This window comes from Dysosmobacter sp. Phy (genome assembly GCF_054476235.1).
The window spans coordinates 55271-76904 of record NZ_CM136997.1 but is presented as its reverse complement, the minus strand read 5'-3'; the positions used below and the strand labels follow the sequence as shown (position 1 = coordinate 76904).

The window sequence follows — 21634 nt, the reverse complement described above, 5'->3', positions numbered from 1 at the left end:
CCCCATTTATGGAAGCGATCATCGCACTGTTTTTGGTGCTCACTACCCTGACGGCCTGCGCCGGAAGGGCGCCTTCCGCTGGCCAGTCCGCGGTGGACCTGGAGCACTCTCTGGAAGAGCATGTCGTGCTGTCGGAAGCGGCGCCGGAGAGCCTCGCCTATCAGATCGAAATTGATACCTATGAGAATGCGGTTCAGGCCGATGACGGGACGGAGCTGGTGACCTGCCGCTTCCAGTACCCGGTGATGACTGTTTTCCGGCGGGACGGTACTGCTTTGGAACAGGGCCGCACCGAGGAGGAGAAGCAGGCCGTGGCCGCGGCGGAGGTGTTCAACGCCAAGTTTGGCCCGGCTACCGTGGAGACGGAGTTTCAGGACATGACCGATCTTGCCCGGGAGGATTATGCTTTCCGCCAGGAGACCGGCCTGGAGTGGCCGTCGGCGTATAATATGGAAATGGACTGCACGGTATATCAGACGGACTGTATGGTCAGCGTGTCTGCGGCCTATTACAGTTATACCGGAGGCGCCCATCCCAATACCGTGCTGCTGTCCTGGAATTTCGACCTGACCACCGGTCAGTTTTTCACGGCGGAAGCGCTGGCAACGGACGGCCAGGCGTTTTCCGACGCCGTTTATGAGGAGATCCTCCGCCAGAGCCGCCTGGTGGCGGCGGAAAATGACCTGACGGCAGAGTCGTTTTTCTGGCCCAATTATGAGGAGATCACTGCCGGCTGGAGCAGCTACGCCGTCTCTTTTGACGAGGATGGTATGACGGTGGGGTTTTCTCCCTATGAGTTGGCCGCCTATGTGATGGGGTCCCAGGTGTATCACCTGACCTACGAGCAGCTGATCCCCTATCTCAGCGCTCACGGACTGGAACTGCTGGGCCTGGAGGCAAATGCGGGCGCAGCCGTCCCCTGAGAAAAATACATATGCATATGAATAAAAGCGCGGGCCGGCAGGCCCGCGTTTTTGCCGCTTGACATACCTAGTATCACTATGTATAATTTTAAATAGAGAAACTAGGTATCAGCTTTGGAAGGAGGCAGCCTATGGAACGGAAAAAGCCCATTGAGCACACACAGCTGCTGGTGCTGTCCCTGCTGGCGGGAGAGGATATGTACGGCTACCAGATGATCCTGGAGCTGGCCCGCCGGTCGGACCACACCTTTGAGATGAAGGAGGGGACCCTCTATCCGGTGCTCCACGGTCTGGAGCGGCAGGGGTATGTGGAGGCGTACCAGCAGGAGGCCCCCACCGGCCGGGTGCGGAAATATTACCATCTGACCCGCCGGGGGGAGGCAGCCCTGAAGGAGGAGGCGGCGGCCTGGAAGGCGTATTCCGGCGCGGTCAACGCGGTGCTGCGGTCCAGCGCCGGGCTGAGCCTGGCGTGATGCCATGGACAGGCAGGACTATACGGCCGCGGTGCTCTCCGCTCTGCGCCGTGTGACGAGCCGTGAGCGCGCCGCCATCCGCGCGGAGATCGACGGTCACATCGAGGACCACATGGCGGGCCTTCTGGAGCTGGGCTACGAGCCGGAGCTGGCGGAGGAGCGGACCCTGGCCGCCATGGGGGACCCGAAGGAGGTGGGCCGGGAGCTGAACAAACAGTATACCGGCTGGGGCTGGGTGCTGCTGAGCCGGGCGGCCATGGCGCTGGCGGCGGCGCTTTTCGTGATCGTCCTTGTGACCATATCGGATGTGGAGCTGATCTGGAGGAATATTGCCGCCCGCACGGACCCGGAGCAGGCGGTTTATCGGTATGTGCTTGCGAGTAATGATGGGGAGCATGTCTACACCAAAGACCTGGATATCCGGGCAGAGGTGGGCAGCGACGTGCTGTATATCTACCGGGTGGGCGTCATGGCGTTTGAGGAGGACGGAACGGCCTGGGCCAGCGTCTGGGCCTGCAATTACGACCGGCGCTGGCTGGGTGTTCCCTCGGAAAGCCTGCTGTGGGATCTGGCCTTTACCACGGAGACGAAAGAACAAACGGAGGGCTTGACCGGATACCAGCGATATTGCGACTGGGGCAATATTCAGGTGACGCGGGACGATGCGTACATTGTGGCCTGCTACCAGAAAAACGGCTACGATGTGCGGGTGGAGATCCCGCTGTGCTGGGAGGAGTGGGAAGCAGATGCGGCGTCATAAAAAAAGACTGCTCACCCGCAGGAAAAGGGCTGCGCGGTGGGGGCTTCTCCTAGCGGCTCTGGTGTGCTTCACCAGCGTTTTCCGGCTTTACACCTATTTGCCCTTTCAGGCCCGCTGTCTGGCGGAGGAGGCCAGCAACACTGGGCCGACGGATCTTGTCTGCCGGGAATGGTACACCGGGAGCGACGGAGGGAGAATTTTGGTCAGCATGTCCCGGAAGGACCATACGGTACTGCTCTCCGGCGCGTCGTTTCATCTGCTGTCCGGGTGGAGGCAGCAGTTTGACTACGCCTGTGACTGCCATGATCCGGTACTGAGCGGCAGCGTGACATTGGAGGGAACAGGATATCTGGCCAAGGGATTTCTGCGGATGGGTGATCCTGCCATTGAAACAGTGAGCGTGTCCATCTGGGCTCCGGGCGAGTGGCAGGAGGAGAGCGGGGAGCGGGCCAGATTGGAGCTGACCCGGCTGACGACCACAAAGGATGCGTGGACCGTGCAGGATGGATACCGCTATGCGCTGCTGATGACAGATGTGGAGGAAGCTATGCGGACAGAGGATGCCTTGTACGGGCCGATCTATCTCCATGCGACCGCCTACGACGGCAGCGGAGCCGTGGCGGCGGAATACGATTCCTTTGCAGATCAGGAGGCGCACTGGCCCTGGTAAGAGGAGACACCCATGGACCGGAAAACTTACATAGATACCGTGCTCTCCGCCCTGCGCCGTGTGACCGGGGACGAGAAACTGGCCATCCGTGCGGAGATCGACGGCCACATCGAGGACCACATGGAAGGGCTTATCGAGCTGGGCTACGACCCGGCGCTGGCGGAGGAGCGGGCTCTGGCCGCCATGGGGGACCCCAAGGAGGTAGGCCGGGAACTGAACAAACAGTACACCGGATGGCCCTTTGTACTGCTGAGCCGGGCGGCGGTGGTGCTGACTGCGGTACTGTGCATCCAGGCCCTGCTGGGCCTGGGTATCCTGGGGAATCTTTGGGACAGTGTATGGGCCAGAACAGCGCCTCTGGAGCCGGAGGAGGTCTCCTCGGCTGTCAAGAAACAGCTGGATATCCGGGTGCCCGTTGGCAGCGATGTGGTGCGGGTCTACGGAGTGTCCCGGCTGACCCGGGAGGGCGCACCGGCGGCAGGGGTGTTTCTCTGCGCCTACGACCGCCTGCCCGGCGGCGTGGTATCTGACCAATTGCTGCCCAGCGTGTGGATCGAGGACCAGCGGGGTGAGATGTTGGAGTGGCTGCCGGGTGGCAGCGGCCATGGCAGCAACGGCGCCGACTATCAGCTGCGTTATGTGCCGGTGGAGCCGTCCGATACGTTCATCACCCTGTGCTATGACCGCTTCGGGGAGGCCGTTGCCGTAGAGATCCCCCTGCCGGAGGTGACGCCATGAAGAAACAGGAAATCCCCAAGCGGGAGAAGGTGTATTTCCGGAAACGGTGGGTTGCCCGGCGGTTTGCCGTTTTTCTGCTCGCCTTGTTGGCGGTGAATCACTTCATGCAGATGGGCTTTCTCCTGCCCATCCAGGGCATCCGGCAGGTGGAGGAGCGCCAGGGCGCGCCCCACGGCGCCGTGCTGGACCGGCTGTGGACACCGGAAATCCACCGGACCCACCTGGTGTACCTGACCACAAGTGAAAAGGCCGTCACCATCGCCGATACGTACCTGACCATATACGGCTGGACGGGCGGCTTTGGCTGGTCCCTGGACTGCACCACGGGAGCGCCCCTCTACGCCGGGGAGATGACCATGTACCGGGATGAACAGGCAGGAACGGTGTGCTGCTATTACGGCCGGGTGGACGACCCCGCCATCGAGACGGTGACGGTCAGCGTCCGGGGAGAGATTTACGATGAGACCACACAGACCGCCCGCTGGGAAGAGGCGGCCCGTCTGACGGCAGAGCCGGAGAACTTTCTGGAGTGGAAGGGCCATCGCCACTTCCTGCTCTCCCATATCATAACAGATTGGCCCTACGATTCCAGCCGCCATGCCTGGGCCATCGGCTATGACGCCGCCGGGAACGTGGTGACGGAGTTTGAGATCCAGGAGGGCACGCACTCCTATTTCGGCTGAAACAGATGGAACAAAGAGAGCGGGCCCCCGCGGGGCCCGCTCTCAGCGTGCCGAAAAGGCTATTCGACACGCTGGGCAAGTTTTTTGCCTCTTCAATAATTCAAAAAACTTATGATGGAAAATGAATGGCCCAGGAGGCCCTCTCTTGCCGCTTTGCGGCAATTCATCTCGAGGAACCCCGCCTCGGGTCCTCTCGCAACGCGCTTCCTTTCCGTTGCGCAAGGTTTTTCCTTTTTTTGAAAGACAGAGAGAGCGGGCCCTGTGGGGCCCGCTCTCTTTACACGGATAGTTGACGTAATATATTTATGGCAAACTGATTTGCCCGCGCTCCAATCCCTGGCAGGGCCATGGCCTCGCCCTTGTCGTTGGCGGTCTCCAGCATGCAGAAATCGGCGGGCAGCCAGAAGCCCTTGTTCATGTTCAGGGCGGAGACTACCTGCCGGGCCACGATGTCCCCGCCGGAGTAGCCGGAGACCACGATGGCGAACACTGCCTTGTCAGCGAAGGAGGTGGTGCGGTACAACGCCGTCAGCCGGTTGATGCAGGCGGAGAGGTTGGCGGAGAGGGCGTCGTTGTAGTTGGGGCACAGCAGCACCACCGCGTCCGCCTCCCGGACGGCGGGATACACCTCCTGGACCATGACGCCGCCGTAGAAGCAGTCCCCCTGCTCGCCGAAGTGGAGGCAGGTGGTGTAGGGGCATCCGGCGCAGTCCTCCATGGTGCCGTTGCGAAGCCCTACCTCCGTGATGTCACAGCGGTCCTCCAGGTGGGTCCGGACGGCGCCCCACAGAGCCAGGGTGTTGGAGGTGGCGCGGCTGGAGGCGTGGAGGACCAGCAGCTGCGGCCGCCGCCGCAGGGGCGGAGAGAAGGTGCTCACCCGGTCCATCAGGTCGGCCACCGCCAGCTGATATGCCTCCTCCAGACCGCACCCGGCGTTTCGGGCCTGGACGGTGAAGTTGCGCAGAGTGCCGGTGGCCTCCACCAGGGGCCGCCCGGGAAAGACGCATCCGGCCCGGGAGGCGGAGAGCACCAGATCCCGGCCCGCCGCCTTGGTGTACAGGTCCCCGGTGCCGTCGATCACCACGCCCGACGCGCTGCCTGCCAGACACCCCGGGTGGGTCCGCAGAAAGGCCAGCAGCTGGTACAGCTCCAGGTTGACGCCGCTGGGGGGGATGGCCGCCGCGATCAGCAGGCGGCGGTCCCGCAGGTCGTCCGTCATCCAGGAGACCCGCTGGAAGGGATGCGCCTTCCGCACTGCCGACAGCAGCGCGGAGAGCCGCGGACTCTCCGGTCCGGGGCAGATCAGCGTCAGTTCCCGCGCCATGGACGGCGCCTCCTCTCTCAGATGATGGTTTTGAGCAGCGCCTCCGTCTCCTCCAGCCGCGCCCGCAGGGCCAGTGGCAGGGGGAGGCACTCCGTCTCTGTGCCCTGGGCCGTCAGGCGGCTGCGGGCGCCGAACCACACGTCGCCCAGACACAGGGAGGCGCAGCGCCACTGGCCCCGCAGGGTCAGCAGCAGCTGCATGGCGCCGGAGGAAACCGCCGGGGCAACATACGGCTTGAAGCCCAGGTCCCGGATGCGGAGGTTGGCGGTCTCCACCTGCTCCGTCAGGGCACGGGACATTTCGTCATTATAGTGTTCCACGGAGTTGGCGATCACCAGCCCGTGGCCGTGGGGGCCGAAACTGCGGCCCTCCGAGAGAAAATCCGCAAAGCGGGGGGCCTGCCTGGCAAAGTACGCCGCCCGGGCGTTCATGACCCCCAGACCGAAGCCCTGGACCTGCTCGGCAAAGAGGCCGCCGCCGTCCCACCGGCCGTCGGGACCGGTGTTGGAGGCCAGATACGCCGCCTTGCACAGGGGGTCCACCGGGTCGGACAATACGATGAAGAGGCCCCGGAACCGTGCCGCCCGGGCCTGCCGGGCGAAGGACTCCACCAGGGGCCGGTTGGCGGCGAACTGGGCCATGCGCACGTCGGCGACGGCGCTGCCCACGGGAGGGATGGCCTTGGTGGCGGCGAAGAGGAACACGTCGCAGTCAAAAAGGCGGTCCGCCGTCACCGGTTCCACCTCCGGAAGCGCGCCATAGTCCCAGGGCCAGGCGATCTGGCCCATCTCGGCGGTCCACCGCGCCACGGCATTTTCATTGAGGTCGCAGATGCCCACGGCGGAGATGCAGTCGCCGCCCAGCAGCTTCAGCGCCGTCAGCAGCGTGCCGCCCACGTCGCCCACAGCCAGCAGGTGGACCCGCTTTTTCCCGGGCTTCGGTGCCAGCCGGTCCAGGGCCGCCTCCCACCGGGGGTGGCGGACGTTGACGGCGGTGAGAGTACCCGCATCCAGGGCGGCGCGGACGTGCCCCGGCAGCGCAATACCCGCCCCGGCGGTCCGGTCCAACCAGGCGGCGGAGGCCGGGGCGGTCAGGTGGTGGGGGGCCGTAGGGCGCCAGACGGTGCGGCCCCGGGCGGGGTCCTCCGCCGTGAGAAACAGCGCCGGGACGCCTGCCTCCGCTCTGGGCAGGGGCAGGTCCGGCAGGGGAGAGGCGGCCAGCCGCCCCCGGTGATCGTAGTAATACATGGAGGAACAGTCTCCTTTTTTGGTTCAGTTTGCCCGCCCGCAGAGACGGCGAACCGACGGCGGGACCTGGGCGGCCCGCTCATCCACGGGGCACCTCCCCTTCCAGCAGGTCCCGCATCCGCAGCAGCATCCCCAGGTCGTTTTCCAGGCAGGCCGAGGCGGGGAGATTGGGGTCGTAGCGCAGGCAGGCCCCCTTGTCCGGGGCCAGCGGCAGGATCACCGCCTCGCTGAGCCGGGAGAGGGTCAGGTTCCGGGCGTAGCGCTCCCGGTACGCCGTTTCCAGGGTCAGCAGGATGTCCCGGCTGTTTTCCACGCAGGTCCGGGAGAATTGGAACACCGCCTCCCGGCCGCACTCCTTGTAGAACCGGGGAAAGGCGTAGGGCAGGATCAGATTCACCGACGGGGTCAGCCCCGGTACGGAGGCCGTGGCGCCGCCCACGGTGTCGCCGCCGATGAAGGGATACATGGTGGACTCCACGAACCAGGCCCGCATGTTGGGCACGAAATACACGCTGTCCACCGCCCGGCCCTTGGCGGCCATCAGGTCCTTGCCCCGGCTGGAGAGCAATCCCACCAGCACCCGGTCGATCTCCAGCCCCTCCTGCCGGAACAGGGGGTCCAGGGCGTTGATGCGGTTGCCGGAGTGGAGCAGGTCGTCCACCAGGATCACCGGCCGCCGGAAGGAACGGATGGTACGGATCTGGCTGGGCAGGGGAGCGTAGCCCGGGAAGGCCTCGATGTTGAACGACCGCAGATCCGGAGCAAAGACCTTGTCTGTGTGGATGGTCTTGGTGACGGTGTTGGGGATGGCGTTGCCCCGGAGGATCTTGCCGAAGGGCACGCACATCTTGGGGCCCAGCACCCGGGGCACCGTGGGCTCCGCGGGGACGCCGTTGAGCTCCACGATCTTCCGCACCAGCCGGTGGTAGATGACCTCCGCGTTGAGGGACAGCACCAGGATCCCCGGGTACAGGTCGGTGATGGCCCTCTGGAACCGGGCGTGAGCAGACTGCACTGCCTCCAACACCTTCCGGTCCGAAGAGAAGGGCTCTTTCAGCGTGGTGGGGATGTTCTGCACCAATACCGCCGGGGAGCGCATATCCACCAGCAGCAGCGGAAGGCGGCCGCGGACCTCCGCCTGGCGGAAGCCCTGCCGCTCCAGAAGATCCAGCACGGCGGCAGAGGCCGGGGCGTGCCAGACGGCATAGCCGCAGTCCCGGCTCATGGCCCGGGAGAGCACCTCCGTCAGCAGCAGCTGGCCCCCATCGTAGTTGCCGCCGGCGGACCGGACGGTGTACAGCCCTGTCAGCAGGCCCACCAGTCCCGCCGTGTGGCGGCGGACGTAGTCGGCCAGCTGAGTGTCGCCCAGGGCTTCATACAGACCGGCAGAGTTGACGGTTCGGACGGTGAGAAAGCCCAGCACCCGGGGCCGGGGGCCGGTGTCCCGCAGGACGCAGACGCTGTCCCGGGGGTCCGGCGGGACCATCTGGCCCCGGTCGGCGGCCACTGCCTCCGATAGCTCCTGCCACAGCGCCGCCTCCGGCTCCTGGTAGAACCGGAAGTCCAGGTAGCCCGCCCGCAGCAGCTGCTTGTACTGGGGCTCCCGCAGGTACAGGCCGTTGCGGTAGATGAAGTCCTGAACCGCCGGGTCGATGAGATTGGAGATATCCCGGCCCAGGTCGATGTTCTCCCGGATGCGTGTGGAGCTGATGTCCTCCAGGTGGGTGGGCAGCTGCAGCTCGATGACCTCGCCGGTGATCCGGCTCAGGTCCGCGTCGATCTCGTGGCCCTCGGCGTCGCTGGAGCGGCGGAACACAATGTGATTCAGGGAGTGGACGGAGCCCGGGGTAGGCGCCGCCTTGTAGGACGAGGCGTTGGCGATCACGTCGGACCCCACCGCAAGGTACGGCTTCCGGCCGCCGCCGATCCGGTGCAGACGGTCCAGGTCGGCGGGAGTGGCCAGGTTCACGGGGATATCGTGGGGGAAAAGGTACACGTCGAACTCGTCCGCCACGGACATGCTGACGATCTGCCGCCGGATCAGAGAGGGCTGGGCCTTTTTGGACCAGGAGAACTCGTCAATGGCCAGATATACCTCGAATCCCAGGTTCCGGATCTCCTGGACGATGCCCTTGTGGCTCAGGGAGAAGGGGTCGAAGGTGCCGGGGAAGAAGGCGGCCTTTTCCGGAATATGGAATTGGAAGGGGCCGGACTCGATGCGGTGGGTGACGATGAAGCGGTAGATGTGGCTCAGGGCCGCGGCGGTGTAGAAGAAGGTCAGTTCCTGCTCCGGCTGCTCGTTGATGAGAAAGAGGATCTTCTTGGCCATCAGGATGAAGAGGGTGGTCTTGTCCTCGTAGGAGAGCACCTGGGAGGCGAACAGCCCCTCGCCCAGGATCCGCAGGGCCTCCTGGCGGACGGACTGACGGTAAGAGGCCAGGCCCTTGAGCAGCATGCCCGCCATGCGCTTGCGCCGGGCTTCCAGCACCGTCTCCGATTCGCCGAAGCGGCTGGCGTAGACGGCGTAATGCTCCAGCATGGCGCCCACGGTGGACAGTGACGCCGCCACCACGCCGCCGCTGGCGGAGGAGAGCAGCTGCTGCATCTGGTCCAGCACCTCGTCCAGCTCCCGGGGAGTCAGCCACAGGGCGAACTGCCCCAGGTACACGGGGATGTACTGGGAGATCTCGGCCTGGCCCGTCTCCAGGGCCTTGCTGAGCTCCACTGCGATCTCGTTGCGCCGGTCCGGCGTCAGCGCCGGGGCGATGGCCAGCAGGGCCGCGCCGGCCATGCGGCGGACCACCACGTTCTCACTGACCTTCATGAGATTGGAGTAATGGGTGGCGATGTGCAGCACGTTGGCCCGGTTCCCCTGCTCCACCTGGTCCAGCAGGTACTCCACGCCCACGGCTTTGAGCACCCAGGGCGTGGCGGTCTTGAGATTGTCCAGAAAGACGTTGCTGATGGTGTCCCCGTGGTTGAGCTGGCACCGCTGCTCGGACAGCTCCAGGCCCATCAGATCCCCCAGCCGCACCTGCAAAAACAGCAGCGGCGTGCTGCCCTGGCAGTCGGCCTTGGCCACGGCGGACGCGGCAGCAGCCCGGATCCGGGACCCGGGGGTCAGGGCCATCAGCAGGTGCTGGAACAGCCGCAGCGCCGCCGCCTTCTGGGACAGGCCCCCGTGGGACAGCCACCATGCGGCAAAGTCCACCAGCAGCTTCCGGTCCGCCTCCTCCGTCCGCTCCAGGGGCAGGTTCAGCACCGTGTCCAGCAGGGCGAAGGCGGCGTCGGGATCCGTGGCCGACGGATGGCGGTAGTGCCGGAACAGCTCCGCGGCGAAGCGGGGGGCGTCAGCGTCGGAGCAGCTGACCAGCAGGGCGTCCACCACGGTCTTGGCCTGGTAGCGGATCATGCTGATCTGCCGGGGGGTCAGCCGGTGGTCCGGCTGGATGAGTTTGTCCAGATACTCCTGCCACAGCAGGAAGGGGCGGTCCTCCTCCGGATCCGGGGCGGCGTCGGCGGGGGGCTCCTTCTTATAGCCGGAGCGGAAAGTGGCCAGGATCCGGCCGATCAGGGCGGCGGCCTGGCGGCGAATATCGCCGTCGGGCACCATCAGCAGCTCGTAGAGAAAGTCCAGGGTCTGCTCTTTCTGCCCGGCGCTCCAGTAGGTGAAATACTCCTCGAAAATAGACACGTAGGCCCGCAGCCGGGCGGGCTCCTTCTCGCCCCGGGCAGCCTCCAGGATGTTGCCGAAGAGCTGTTCCCGGCCCAGCCGGTGCATCAGGCGGATGTTGTGATCCACGGCGGTGCGCCGCAGGGCCACCACCACCTGGTCCGGCGTCATCAGGGCCGGGTCCTGCCGTTCCGGCGGTTTCCGACCGGTAGTGGCCAGGGTGGTGTCCACGCCGAAGGAGACCATGTACTCCTCAAAGTCCCGCAGCTTGGAGTAGACGTACTGGTAGCGGCGGCGCTTGGCGGCGTCCACGTTGTCCAGCTTGCTGAGGATCACGTCAAAGGCCTCCTGCAGGGAGTAGAGGCAGGCGGTCTCCCGGCGCTCGCCGTCATAGGTCTGCTTGACCCGGAAGTCGGCATACACCAGGGCCAGGGACTCTGAGGACAGGTTCTCGATCTCCAGGTCCCACACCGAGTGGTTGGCGGCGATGTGGCCCAGGGCCGTCAGTCCCCGCTGGGTGAACCACTGATCCGTGTAGTAGTAGTGGAGGTAGGGCACCCGCTCGCCGGGCTTGCAGCCGAACTTGCCGATGTCGTGGCCCAGGGCGGCGCCGGAGATGAGCCCCAGGTCGATCAATCCGCCGCCGGCCTTGAAGGCCCGGGACACGGTCATGGCCACGTGGTGGACCCCGGCGATGTGGTTGAGGGTCTTGAAGGGGGTCACCTCCGTGCTCATCCGCAGCAGCTCGTAGATGTACTCTCCCTGGAACCGGGCCAGAAAGCGGCGGTACTCCTCCGCCACGCCGCTGTCGCTGAGCTCCTCCTCAGAGCAGAAGGCGAAGTCCAGCCAGGGGTCGAAGGGCAGGGCCCGCCCCTCGGCGCGCAGCAGCACCTGCAAAAACTGCAGAAAGCACAGCGCCCCGTCCCACTGGGCGGAGGTGTGGCTGTGGTCCGCGGCCGGATACAGCAGGGACAGGGCCACCTGATAGGCGTAGCGAAGCCAGCCCTCCGGCGGCTCAGGCGCCAGGGACATCAGCAGAGGGCGGAAGGCGTCCACCGCTCCGGCGCAGGAGATTCGGCTGCGGATGGGGGTGAAGGGCGCGGCGATCCCGCGCCAGTCTGCGGAGGCAAAGACCCGTTCCGCATCGGCGCGGTTCATACCAAGCTTGCGTAAAAACTCTTTCTCTTCAAAGGCCTCGGCCAGCTCTGTCCACAGCGCGGGGCCGCTCTGACGCAGTTCCATGGGCTCCCCTCCATTCCGCCCTGAAGGGCGATCTTTTCCACTTCAGTATACCGCACCCGACAGCGGGAGGGAAGGGAAAAGGGCGAAAAAAAGCCCCCGCCGGAAATTTTTCCGGCGGGGAAGGACTCATTGGGTGAAGTGGGTGTGGCTGAAAATGTGGTCCTCACAGAAGCAGTGGTATCCGGCGCACTTGGAGCAATACCGGAACTGGAGGTCCGGGAAGTCCGCATCGGTGCGGCCGCAGACCTCACACTTGTGGCGGTAGCCCTGGGCGGCCTCCTTTTTCTTCTGCTGGCGGACGGCGGATTTGAAGTGGATGGTCTGGGAGGAGTTCTGATGCCGGACGGCCACGCCGAACTCCGCCAGCAGGTCCGCGATCCGGTCCCAGAAGAACAGGGCGTAGGCAATCCATACGCCCAGAAGGGGCAGCAGGAAGTACACCAGCATCGTGAGGCCACCGCGGACCAGATCGTAGACGGTCAGCACCACATACAAAAGCGCCAGCCACTTGGCCTGGATGGGCAGGATCAGATATACCCGCACCAGGGCGGTGGGGTACAGCGTGGCGAAAGCCAGGAACAGCACCCGGTTGAGGTAGCCGCTGGAGACGATGGGGAAGGGGGACCACAGAAGGGACAAAAATGCCAGGGCCACCATCAGCAGCGCGCCGGTGAAGTAGAAGAGGGTGAACTTGGCGGGGCCCCAGTAGCTCTCGATGGCCTCGCCGATGAAGTAGTAGAAGGAGAAGCTGATGAGCACCCACAGCACGGAGGTGCCGTCGGGGATGAACAGCCACGTCACCAGCCGCCACAGCTCCCCCTGGAGGATCAGGTTCGCGTTGAAATACAGCATATAGCTGGCGTAGCTCTGGGAGAACATGTCCAGAAAATAGACGGCGGCGGTGATGAACACCACGTAGCGCATCAGGTGCGGAATCCCGAACCGGGGATGATACAGGCAGAACCGGTCGATGGCGTTGCAGATCTTCCTCAACGAAAAAACCCCCATTTTGCGGAAATGAAACGTATGTGGAACATTATACCCGGAACGGCGGAAAAAGTCATGTATAAATTTTGAACAGCGGAATTTCCGCGGATTTTCCGGGAAATCCGCCCGCAGCATCTTGACAATCCGCCAAAACCTGATAAGATAGTAGCACAATTTCATATCCCTTATCAAGAGTGGCGGAGGGAACGGCCCGATGAAGCCACGGCAACCTGACTGCGGGTCAAGGTGCCAAATCCGGCGGATACCGACAGATGAGGAGCGAAAAAGTGACCTTTTGCGCGTTTCGTCGTCGAAACGCGCTTTTTTCGTGCTCTTGAGAGGGACCACTACGAAAGGAGTAAACAACATGGCAAGACACTATCTCTTTACTTCCGAATCCGTGACCGAGGGGCATCCCGACAAGGTCTGCGACCAGGTCTCCGACGCGGTGCTGGACGCCATTCTGGAGCAGGATCCCATGGGGCGCGTGGCCTGCGAGACCACCGCCTGCACGGGCCTTCTCCACGTCATGGGCGAGATCACTACCACCTGCTATGTGGATATCCCCAAGATCGCCCGGGAGGTGGTCCGGGAGATCGGCTATGACCGGGGCAAGTACGGCTTTGACTGCGACACCTGCGCCGTCATCACCTCCATCGACGAGCAGTCCCCGGACATTGCCATGGGCGTGGACGAGTCCCTGGAGAACAAGACCGGGGAGGACGCCGAGATGAGCCACGGCGCCGGCGACCAGGGCATGATGTTCGGCTACGCCTGCGATGAGACGCCGGAGCTGATGCCCCTGCCCCTGTCCCTGGCCCAGAAGATCTGCCTGAAGATGGCCCAGGTCCGCAAGAGCGGGGAGATCCCCTACATGCGGCCCGACGGCAAGAGCCAGGTCACCGTGGAGTACGACGAGAACGACCGCCCCATCCGGGTGGACACCGTGGTCATCTCCACCCAGCACGACCCCGACACCACCCTGGAGCAGATCCGCGCCGACATGATCGAGAAGGTGGCCAAGGCCGTGATCCCCGCCTCCATGCTGGATGAGAACACCAAGTATTATGTAAACCCGACCGGCCGCTTCGTCAAGGGCGGCCCCGCGGCGGACTCCGGCCTCACCGGCCGCAAGATCATCGTGGACACCTACGGCGGCAGCGCCCCCCACGGCGGCGGCTGCTTCTCCGGCAAGGACCCCACCAAGGTGGACCGCTCCGCGGCCTACGCCGCCCGGTACGTGGCCAAGAACATCGTGGCGGCGGGCCTGGCCCGGCGCTGCCAGGTGCAGCTGGCCTATGCCATCGGCGTGGCCCAGCCGGTCAGCGTCCTGGTGGATACCTTCGGCACCGGCACCGTGGGCGACGACAAGCTGGAGGCCGCTGTGCGCAAGGTGTTCGACCTGCGGCCCACGGCCATCATCCGGGATCTGGACCTGCGCAAGCCCATCTACCGCAAGCTGGCCGCTTACGGCCACATGGGCCGGGAGGACCTGGGCGTGACCTGGGAGCGCACCGACCGGACCGAGGCCCTGAAGGCCGCCGTGGCGGAGTAAAGCCCCGCTGCTTCACTGCGCAAAGGCCCGCCGTCCTCACGGGACGGCGGGCTTTTTTCGCCGGAGGTCCCCCCGGCGGCGGAAAGCCGTTGACCTTCCGGGGGGAATAGGGTACAATACACCTGTTACGAAACAGATGGAAGGAGCGGTGCTATGCCCAGCATTTCCGTCATCATGCCCGTCTATCAGGCGGAAAAATTCCTGAAAGCCTCTGTGGAGAGCGTCCTGTCCCAGACCTTTTCCGACTGGGAACTGCTGCTGGTGGACGACGGCTGCCGGGACAATTCCCCGGCCCTGTGCGACGGCTTCGCGGCTCGGGACGACCGGGTCCGGGTGATCCACAAGCGGAAAAACGCCGGCGTCAGCGCCGCCCGGAACTCCGGGCTGGAGGCGGCGAAGGGGGAGTACATCGCCTTTCTGGATTCCGACGACGGCTTCGAGTCCCGGACGCTGGAGACCCTTTGGTGCCTGCGGGAGCAGGCTGGGACCGATACGGCGGCCTGCGCCCATCTGAACCTGCGGCCCGACGGGACCAGCTGGCCGGAGCAGGTGCTGCCGGCCGGCGTCTACGACAAGGCGCAGATCCGGGAGAAGATCGTGGCGCCGCTGCTGGGCGAACGGCTGGCGGCGCCGGTGTTCAACGGCTTCATCTGGCGCTATCTCTTCTCCGCCAAGGTGATCCGGTCTGCCCATATCCGCTTTGAGGGGGCCTACCTGGAGGACGAGCTGTTTTTGATGGAGTATTTCTGCTGCGCCCGCTCCCTGGCGGTGACGGACCAGCCTCTGTACCGGTATCTCCTCAACCCCGCCTCCGCCACCCATAAGTATATGAAGGATTTCCAGCAGGTCTTTGACCGCTTCATGGAGCGGAAGGAGGGCCTGGTGGAGAAGTACTGCCTGGAGGATCTCCGCCCTCAGTGGAGGGAGAATTCCAACTGGGCGGGGCTGCTGATCGCCATTGGCAATGAGTACGCCAAGGGCAGCCGGAAATCCATCCGGCAGCGGCAGCGGGCGGTCCGGGAGCTGTGTGAGCGGCCGGACATGGCGAAGGCCATCGGGACGCTGGAGCCCGTGGGGCTGACGCCCAACAAGCAGATGGTGGTCCGGATGGTCCGGGGACGGCACTTCTTCCTGCTGACCCAGCTGTATCGGCTGAAAAACCGCATCTGAGCACATCACGAAGGAGTTTTTCATGGAGTATCTGCGCGAAAGTCAACTGTATGCCCTGTGCATGACCCTGTACACCGTGTACATGGACAGCACGGTCCACCGCTGCCTGGCGGCCGTGGGCGCCTGGTGCAACCGTCAGATCGACGGCAGCCGGGTGCTGGCGGTGCTGTGCCGGGAGGGGGCCGTGGCCCGCTCCTGGCCGGACAGCCTCCTGTGTCGGCTGCTGCGGGCTCTGGTCAATTTCCCGGCCTGGCTGCTGCACCGGCTGTATCTGGCTCTGCACCGCACGTTCCGGGACAGCGTTTTCGCCCGGCTGGCCTTTGAGATGGGCCACGAGACGGCCATTGCTCAGTCCTGGCTCATCATGCTGCTGTGGGTGATCCCGTTTTCTCGCTGGAACAACGCATACAGCCTCATGGGCTTTGCCCTGCTGCTGGTGCTGTTCTATGCCGGTGCCATGCCCCGCCAACGGTTCCGGCTGGATGTGGGACTGGTGGGCTTTTACCCGGTGCTGCTGTTCGGTGCGGTGTTCCTGGCGGTGGCCTTCTCCTATACGCCGGGGCAGTCCCTGCGGTTTTTGTTTTACCACTTCTCCGCCGCCCTGTGCGTGCTGGTAACGGTCAGCGCCGTCCGCAGCAGCGAGGACCTGAAACGTCTGGCGGCCGGCGGCGGGGTCTGCGTGCTGGTGTCGTCCCTGTACGCGGTCTATCAACGGATCCAGGGAGTGGAGGTCAACGAGTCCTATGTGGACCTGGCTCTCAACGAGGGGATGCCCGGCCGGGTGGAGTCCTATTTCGACAATCCCAACACTTTCGCCGAGGTGCTGATCCTGCTGCTGCCCCTGGTGCTGGCCCTGATCCTCTGCTCCCGGCATGTCTATTCCAAACTGTTGGCTGGCGGCGTATTTCTGGTAGGCGTTGTGGCCTTGGGCATGACTTACTCCAGGGCCAGCTGGGTGGGCGGTGCCTGCGCCATGGTGGTGATGGTGTTTCTGTGGAAACCACGCCTAATCCCGGCCTTTGCCGTTGCCTGCGTTCTGGCGGTGCCCCTGCTGCCGGATACCATCTGGAACCGGATCCTGACCATCGCCAACCCGACGGACAGCTCCACTGCCAGCCGCATCCCCCTGTACGAGGCGGCTCTGGAGGTCATCAAGAAGTCTCCCATCTCCGGCGCGGGGCTTGGCACTGCGGCGGTCCAGTCCTATATCCGGGACTTCAATCTCTACCACGCAGAGGCACCGTTCGTCCACGCCCATAACTTCTACCTCCAGGTGTGGATCGAGGCGGGGATCCTGGGCGTGATCGGCTTTGTGGGCGGTATGCTCTGGAACATCAAGCGGGCGGCCCATACGGTCCGCCACTGCCCCTCCTCCGCCGCCCGGACCATCACCTGCGCCGCCTGCGCGGCGCTGTGCGGCGCTATGGTCTGCGGCCTGGCGGACTATCTGTGGAATTATCCCCGGGTCATGTGCATCTTCTGGTTCGTGTTTGCCATGGCCGCCGCCGGCGTCAAGGTCTGCCGGAAGAGTGTGGTCGGATAAACGGCGTTTCTTTCCGCCGGGGCCCGTCCAGGGCCCCGGCGAAGCCTGAGGAAGGGAAGTAGCCGCTGAAGCGTCCGAAAGGGTTCTCCTTGACTTTGGAGGATATTTCGGTAAAATAAAGAGGGACACAGCCGCCCATCTGGAACTCTGTGCAGAGAGCGGAAGGCCGGCAGGATCTTCCGGAACAAGACTGCGCGCAGTTTGGGAGCATCCTCCGCCCATCCATGAGAGAAAAAGCCTAAGCCCACAACCCGCTGAGACACTAGCAGAAGCGGGAACCATTTCCGCAAAGCCGATGGTCAAAAAACGGCCAAGACCACATGAAAGACCACAGATAAAACAAATCCATAACCGGGTGTAGCGCAGTTGGTAGCGCGCTTGCTTTGGGAGAAACCGCCCGGGCAGTTCCATAATTTCATATCGGGGTGTTGCGCAGTTGGTAGCGCGCCTGCTTTGGGAGCGTGAGGCACAGGTTCGAGCCGCAGTTCCCGGAAAACCCGGGAAGCCTTGGGACAGTAGACTTGACGGCACTTTTCTCCTCGCCGGTAACTGGTCAAAAATCGGCGTTGACCACATGTTTGACCACAACTGGAAAAAATTCATAACCGGGTGTAGCGCAGTTGGTAGCGCGCTTGCTTTGGGAGCAAGATGCCGGGAGTTCGAGTCTCCCCACTCGGACCAAACAATGATAATCCGAACTACATTATCCAAAAGGGTAATGTGTTCGGATTTATCATTTCTGTAGAAAACATCGTATAAATAAGCGACTGGAATTTGTTTTTCACACCGATTTCCCATTCTGCACAGACAAGAGCCGATAGCCACAGCACAAGGCGGACTGGTTATCGGCTCAAAATCTATTCAATTAACCCAAATTACATTTCGAGTTGATGCACCTCGTTATTCGACGGTAATCATGCAATTTGTAAAAGAACTTGCATCGGAGCTGCAATATTCGACGGAAAAACAATACGTGCCTGCCTCTTCGATTTCAAATGTGCAGCTGTGCTGCTGTGCGGTAACAGCTTCTGCCCGAATAAATTCACCATTCTTAAATTCCCCAAATTCGAGGATACACGAATCATTTGCAATCAGCGTAATTGTCACAATATCCCCGGCCATGAGATCAAAACCATCTTTCCTAGCGGGATGGAGCAAAATCATGCTTGCATTTCCAAAAGCAAAATCAGCAAATCTCCCGTCATCGTCCACAGCCATTTCTGTGATGAGATTCGGCATAAACGGGATCGTACAGACATCCACCAGGGAAGTGCTTTCCGCCACAGACAGGGCGTGTTCTTCCTGCCGCTTTTGCTCATATGCTTTCGCTTCATCGGCGGACAACACAAGGATTTCCTTGTTGTCGGCATCAATATAATGAACCGTTCCATCTCTCTCTACAAGTTTCCTTGATGCGGTTCTCTCGGCGTCGTTGAGTAACGCTTCTATCTCCGCCGCACTCATACTTCCCGTGAATGCAAAGCCACCCCACTTAACAGCGACGGTAGCGGCAGCAGTAACGCAAAGGATTGCGGCAATGACGGCGGCGATGACCCCGACCCTAGAGAATTTTCCTGCGGTAGGAAGATGGGCCTTTGTATTGTGAATCTTCTTCATGGTCTCCTCCTTGATCCGTTCAACGGAGGCAACGTCTTTTTCTCCAATATCAATCTGGACATCTTTCACTTGATCCATCATGTCAGATAGTTTCAGTTCCAATGGAATACCCCCCTTTTATCAATTTTTCCTTCAACACCTTTCGGCCTCGGTGGAGTTTCATTTTTACTGTGGATGCATTGATACCCATTTCCTTCGAAATTTCCGTGATGGGCTGATAATAGTAATAGTGCCGCAGGAAAATCTCCCGCTCCGGATCTTTCATGGCAAGTATAGCTTCTCTGATAAACCTGACCTGTTCTCGTTCCTCAAAATCTTGCTCCAGGTTTTCTTTAGAAATGAGGATCACATCATCTTCAAGCGATACCCCTGTACCCATTTTTCGGGTGTACTCTTTCGATTTGTTTCTGGCAACGCCTCCGAGATATGCTTTCACTTTTCCAGGCGAAACGTTCTTTGCGTTCACCCACAGCGTAAAGAAAACATCAGAGGAGACCTCTTCAATATCAGCGGCAGACGCGGAAAGACCGATGATGTTGAAAATAATGGTATTGACATAAGCTGCATAGCGATCAATAAACCACTCTAATGCATTTTCGTCCTTGTGCTTTAATTTTTTCAATGCCTCGTGCTCAACCACAACATCATCTCTTTTCACATACCTGATTAACGGCCCGTCATCTTTAATATTGCGGGACACAGGTGTTTGGTCACAAATCTATCGGTTTTTTAGAAAACGAAGTAATGATTAAATCCTACCCATAGTCAATCGGAAGTTCAATCATATTGAAACAGAATGTTGTATTTTACTCACATTAATGAAAATAACATAAATGAAACAAAGGCGGGAGCATCATCATAGATGTTCCCGCCTTGTTCATGCTTTGTTTTGCTGCTCGGCCTGATGCATCGCCGCTCCAAGTCTCCCGATTCCAAAAGAGAACTCGTGCCGTACAGGGCATGCAATCACAGCCTGCCTTTCGATTGAAACCCGCCATGCCAAGCGAACGGCCTTTGGCGCGGCTGGTATTGTCAGTCTTTACTGCTGACCACGCTGATCGCAGGATCCTGCCTGCTTTGCCGGCGGGTGAAATAAACGTAAAATCCGACATTCAAAATGATCCCGACCACCGTGGATACCGGGGCGGCAAGGCCGATCTTAGTCAGGCTGGCGTTGGGCTGAATGCTCATGAAATACGCCATGGGAAGGCGGACGAGAAGGGTCTGGACCAGCCCCTGGATCATGACCCAAAGAGTCTGCTGATTTCCGTTGAAGTAACCGACCATACTGAACAGGACGGCGGTGACGATGGTCTCCGGGGCGAAACCTTTCAAGTATTCAAAGCCCTTTTGAATGACCGCCGCATCGGTGGAGAAGAAGCCCGCCAGCACATCGCCCTTCAGCAGGACCAGAACAAAGACCACGCAGCCGAAGCAAAGACCCACACCGATCCCGGTAAACATGGACTGTTTGGCGCGCTTGGGATTGCCGGCGCCCACATTCTGAGACACGAAGGACGCCATGGACTGCATGAGGGCGCTGGGGATCAGCATGGCGAAGTTGACGATCTTGCTGGCCACGCCGTACCCGGAGGAAGCCTCCAGACCCAGGCGATTCACAAAGGCGCACAGCGCCAGGAAGGACAGCTGCGTCAAGCACTCCTGCAGCGCCAGGGGCAAGCCGACGGCCAGGAATTTGCGGCACTGGGGATTCAGCCGGATATCTTTTCGGCTGAAGGTGAACGGAAGCTCCTTTTTCAAGAGCAATACCACCGCGCAGACCACGCTGACGGCCTGCGCAATGACCGTGGCCAGGGCCGCGCCCGCTGCGTCCATTCCGAATCCCGCTACCAGCAGCAGATCTCCGAAAATGTTGACCACACAGGCCACCAGGACGAACAGAAGCGGAGACCGGCTGTCGCCCAGTCCCCGGAAAATGGCGGAGAGCACGTTGTAGGCAACGATGAAGAAAATGCCGCTTCCGCAGATGCGCACATAGCTTACGGTCAGATCCAGCGATTCTGCGGGCGCCTGCATCAGCACAGAGATGGGGCGGGCGAAGCAGACCAAAACAATGCACAGCACCACCGAGATCAATGCAAATACAAGAGCGGCTCCGCCCAGGACGGGCCCGATCTGCTGCGGCTTTTTCTCACCCAGGTACCGCGCGATCAAAACCGTAATGCCCATGGCCAGCTGCGTCACGACGAATGTGACCAGATTCAGGACCTGGCTTCCCGTAGAGACGGCGGAGAGGCCAGACGTGGATCCGAACCGGCCCACGACCAGCAGGTCCACCGCTCCGTATGCCGCCTGCAATATAAGGGCGCCGAGAATGGGGACCATGAACAAAAGCAGCTTCCTGAGAATATTGCCCTGGGTAAAATCCGAGTTTTTCTTATCCAACACAAACGCTTCCTTCCGACATGACACGATAGAATTTTTGAATGGTCTGAATGGTGCGGCCGGCGTCTTCCTGGGAAATATCGCTCAGGAGCGGCGCCAGACGGCAAAAATATTCTTCGTTGTATATTTGAGACAGCTGCTTTCCCGCCTCGGTGACGGAAATATAGGTGATGCGTCCGTCGCTGGGGGAGGCGTGCTTGCAGAGGAAGCCTTTGGCCTCCATCTCTTTCACCGTCCGGGTCACGCCCGGCCGGGGGAGATTCAGCGTGTCGCTGATGTCAGAGATCTTTACCTGCCTGCCCTGCTGCTGCAGGGTCTGGATCACGTCCAGATACGTGATATACGCCGGCGTCACGCCCTGGGGCAGCGCTGGGAGCAGATCCCGGATGCGCTTGGCCAGATAGCAGGCATCCAGCAGCGCTTTGATCGTTTTCGGTTCCATATCGTCCCCTCCATATAGTTACCTTTGGTAAGGTATAGTGGAAATACTTTTTTTGTCAACCCCTGCGCTGCCGTCAAAGTGAACGAAGTCCGTTTTCCGACCTGTTTGATCGAAAAACGGACTTCTCATTGCCTTTCGCACTTATACGGATTTACTTTCGCTTTCCAAAAGCGGCCTTGAC

17 protein-coding genes, 1 tRNA gene and 1 riboswitch are annotated in these 21634 nt (G+C 61.8%); of the genes, 10 read left to right on the top strand and 8 right to left on the bottom strand.

Annotated elements, in window-relative coordinates; all coding sequences use genetic code 11:
- The first annotated feature begins 8 nt into the window (after window positions 1-8).
- The 6 genes from ACVDHE_RS00350 to ACVDHE_RS00325 all read left to right on the top strand — a co-directional run bounded on the left by ACVDHE_RS00350 (window position 9) and on the right by ACVDHE_RS00325 (window position 4247).
- Window positions 9-923 (top strand): DUF3298 and DUF4163 domain-containing protein, encoded by a 915-nt coding sequence (locus ACVDHE_RS00350; protein WP_458885211.1) that lies wholly within the window; start codon window positions 9-11, stop codon window positions 921-923.
- A 131-nt stretch (window positions 924-1054) separates the two neighbouring features.
- A complete protein-coding gene (locus ACVDHE_RS00345) occupies window positions 1055-1396 on the top strand; it encodes a PadR family transcriptional regulator (protein WP_213038923.1) in 342 nt (113 codons plus the stop codon).
- 4 nt (window positions 1397-1400) lie between these two features.
- The gene (locus tag ACVDHE_RS00340; RefSeq protein WP_458885210.1) at window positions 1401-2156 is read left to right on the top strand and encodes a permease prefix domain 1-containing protein; all 756 of its coding nucleotides are present in this window, start codon (window positions 1401-1403) and stop codon (window positions 2154-2156) included.
- 97 nt (window positions 2157-2253) lie between these two features.
- On the top strand, window positions 2254-2826 hold the full coding sequence (locus ACVDHE_RS00335; protein ID WP_458885209.1) for a hypothetical protein: 573 nt from the start codon (window positions 2254-2256) through the stop codon (window positions 2824-2826).
- A gap of 12 nt (window positions 2827-2838) precedes the next feature.
- Complete coding sequence (locus ACVDHE_RS00330) at window positions 2839-3564, top strand: permease prefix domain 1-containing protein (protein WP_458885208.1); 726 nt, start codon at window positions 2839-2841, stop codon at window positions 3562-3564.
- Complete coding sequence (locus ACVDHE_RS00325) at window positions 3561-4247, top strand: hypothetical protein (RefSeq protein ID WP_458885207.1); 687 nt, start codon at window positions 3561-3563, stop codon at window positions 4245-4247. Before ACVDHE_RS00330 ends, ACVDHE_RS00325 begins: the two co-directional genes overlap by 4 nt.
- Window positions 4248-4524: 277 nt before the next feature.
- Here ACVDHE_RS00325 and ACVDHE_RS00320 read toward each other — a convergent pair whose 3' ends face one another.
- The 4 genes from ACVDHE_RS00320 to ACVDHE_RS00305 all read right to left on the bottom strand — a co-directional run bounded on the left by ACVDHE_RS00320 (window position 4525) and on the right by ACVDHE_RS00305 (window position 12726).
- Window positions 4525-5571, bottom strand: coding sequence for a flavodoxin family protein (locus tag ACVDHE_RS00320; protein WP_458885206.1), 1047 nt, complete (start codon window positions 5569-5571; stop codon window positions 4525-4527).
- 17 nt (window positions 5572-5588) lie between these two features.
- Window positions 5589-6818, bottom strand: a complete 1230-nt coding sequence (locus tag ACVDHE_RS00315) for a lactate dehydrogenase (protein WP_458885205.1) — start codon at window positions 6816-6818, stop codon at window positions 5589-5591.
- 79 nt (window positions 6819-6897) lie between these two features.
- Entirely contained in the window at window positions 6898-11733 is a 4836-nt protein-coding gene (locus ACVDHE_RS00310; RefSeq protein ID WP_458885204.1) for a nicotinate-nicotinamide nucleotide adenylyltransferase, read from the bottom strand.
- A 126-nt stretch (window positions 11734-11859) separates the two neighbouring features.
- The gene (locus tag ACVDHE_RS00305) at window positions 11860-12726 is read right to left on the bottom strand and encodes a hypothetical protein (RefSeq protein WP_213038912.1); all 867 of its coding nucleotides are present in this window, start codon (window positions 12724-12726) and stop codon (window positions 11860-11862) included.
- Between the two features lie 176 nt (window positions 12727-12902).
- Window positions 12903-12999, top strand: a riboswitch (SAM riboswitch).
- Window positions 13000-13087: 88 nt separating this feature from the next.
- Between ACVDHE_RS00305 and metK the strand changes: the two genes are divergently transcribed.
- From metK to ACVDHE_RS00285, 4 genes are all read left to right on the top strand, one after another.
- The gene (metK, locus tag ACVDHE_RS00300) at window positions 13088-14275 is read left to right on the top strand and encodes a methionine adenosyltransferase (RefSeq protein WP_325224920.1); all 1188 of its coding nucleotides are present in this window, start codon (window positions 13088-13090) and stop codon (window positions 14273-14275) included.
- A 153-nt stretch (window positions 14276-14428) separates the two neighbouring features.
- A complete protein-coding gene (locus tag ACVDHE_RS00295; RefSeq protein ID WP_458885203.1) occupies window positions 14429-15445 on the top strand; it encodes a glycosyltransferase family 2 protein in 1017 nt (338 codons plus the stop codon).
- Window positions 15446-15467: 22 nt separating this feature from the next.
- On the top strand, window positions 15468-16988 hold the full coding sequence (locus tag ACVDHE_RS00290; protein WP_458885202.1) for an O-antigen ligase family protein: 1521 nt from the start codon (window positions 15468-15470) through the stop codon (window positions 16986-16988).
- 605 nt (window positions 16989-17593) lie between these two features.
- A tRNA-Pro gene (locus tag ACVDHE_RS00285) sits at window positions 17594-17669 on the top strand.
- Between the two features lie 219 nt (window positions 17670-17888).
- Here the strand turns inward: ACVDHE_RS00285 and ACVDHE_RS00280 are convergent.
- From ACVDHE_RS00280 to ACVDHE_RS00265, 4 genes are all read right to left on the bottom strand, one after another.
- Window positions 17889-18707 carry a hypothetical protein gene (locus ACVDHE_RS00280; protein WP_458885201.1) on the bottom strand — a complete coding sequence of 273 codons (819 nt, stop codon included), beginning with the start codon at window positions 18705-18707 and terminating at the stop codon, window positions 17889-17891.
- Window positions 18688-19245 (bottom strand): RNA polymerase sigma factor, encoded by a 558-nt coding sequence (locus ACVDHE_RS00275; protein ID WP_458885200.1) that lies wholly within the window; start codon window positions 19243-19245, stop codon window positions 18688-18690. Before ACVDHE_RS00275 ends, ACVDHE_RS00280 begins: the two co-directional genes overlap by 20 nt.
- Before the next feature lie 392 nt (window positions 19246-19637).
- Window positions 19638-21011, bottom strand: a complete 1374-nt coding sequence (locus ACVDHE_RS00270; protein WP_458885199.1) for an MATE family efflux transporter — start codon at window positions 21009-21011, stop codon at window positions 19638-19640.
- Window positions 21004-21453: a MarR family winged helix-turn-helix transcriptional regulator gene (locus ACVDHE_RS00265; RefSeq protein ID WP_458885198.1), complete on the bottom strand. Its 450-nt coding sequence runs from the start codon at window positions 21451-21453 to the stop codon at window positions 21004-21006. The genes ACVDHE_RS00270 and ACVDHE_RS00265 overlap by 8 nt, the downstream gene beginning before the upstream one ends.
- Window positions 21454-21634: the final 181 nt, after the last annotated feature.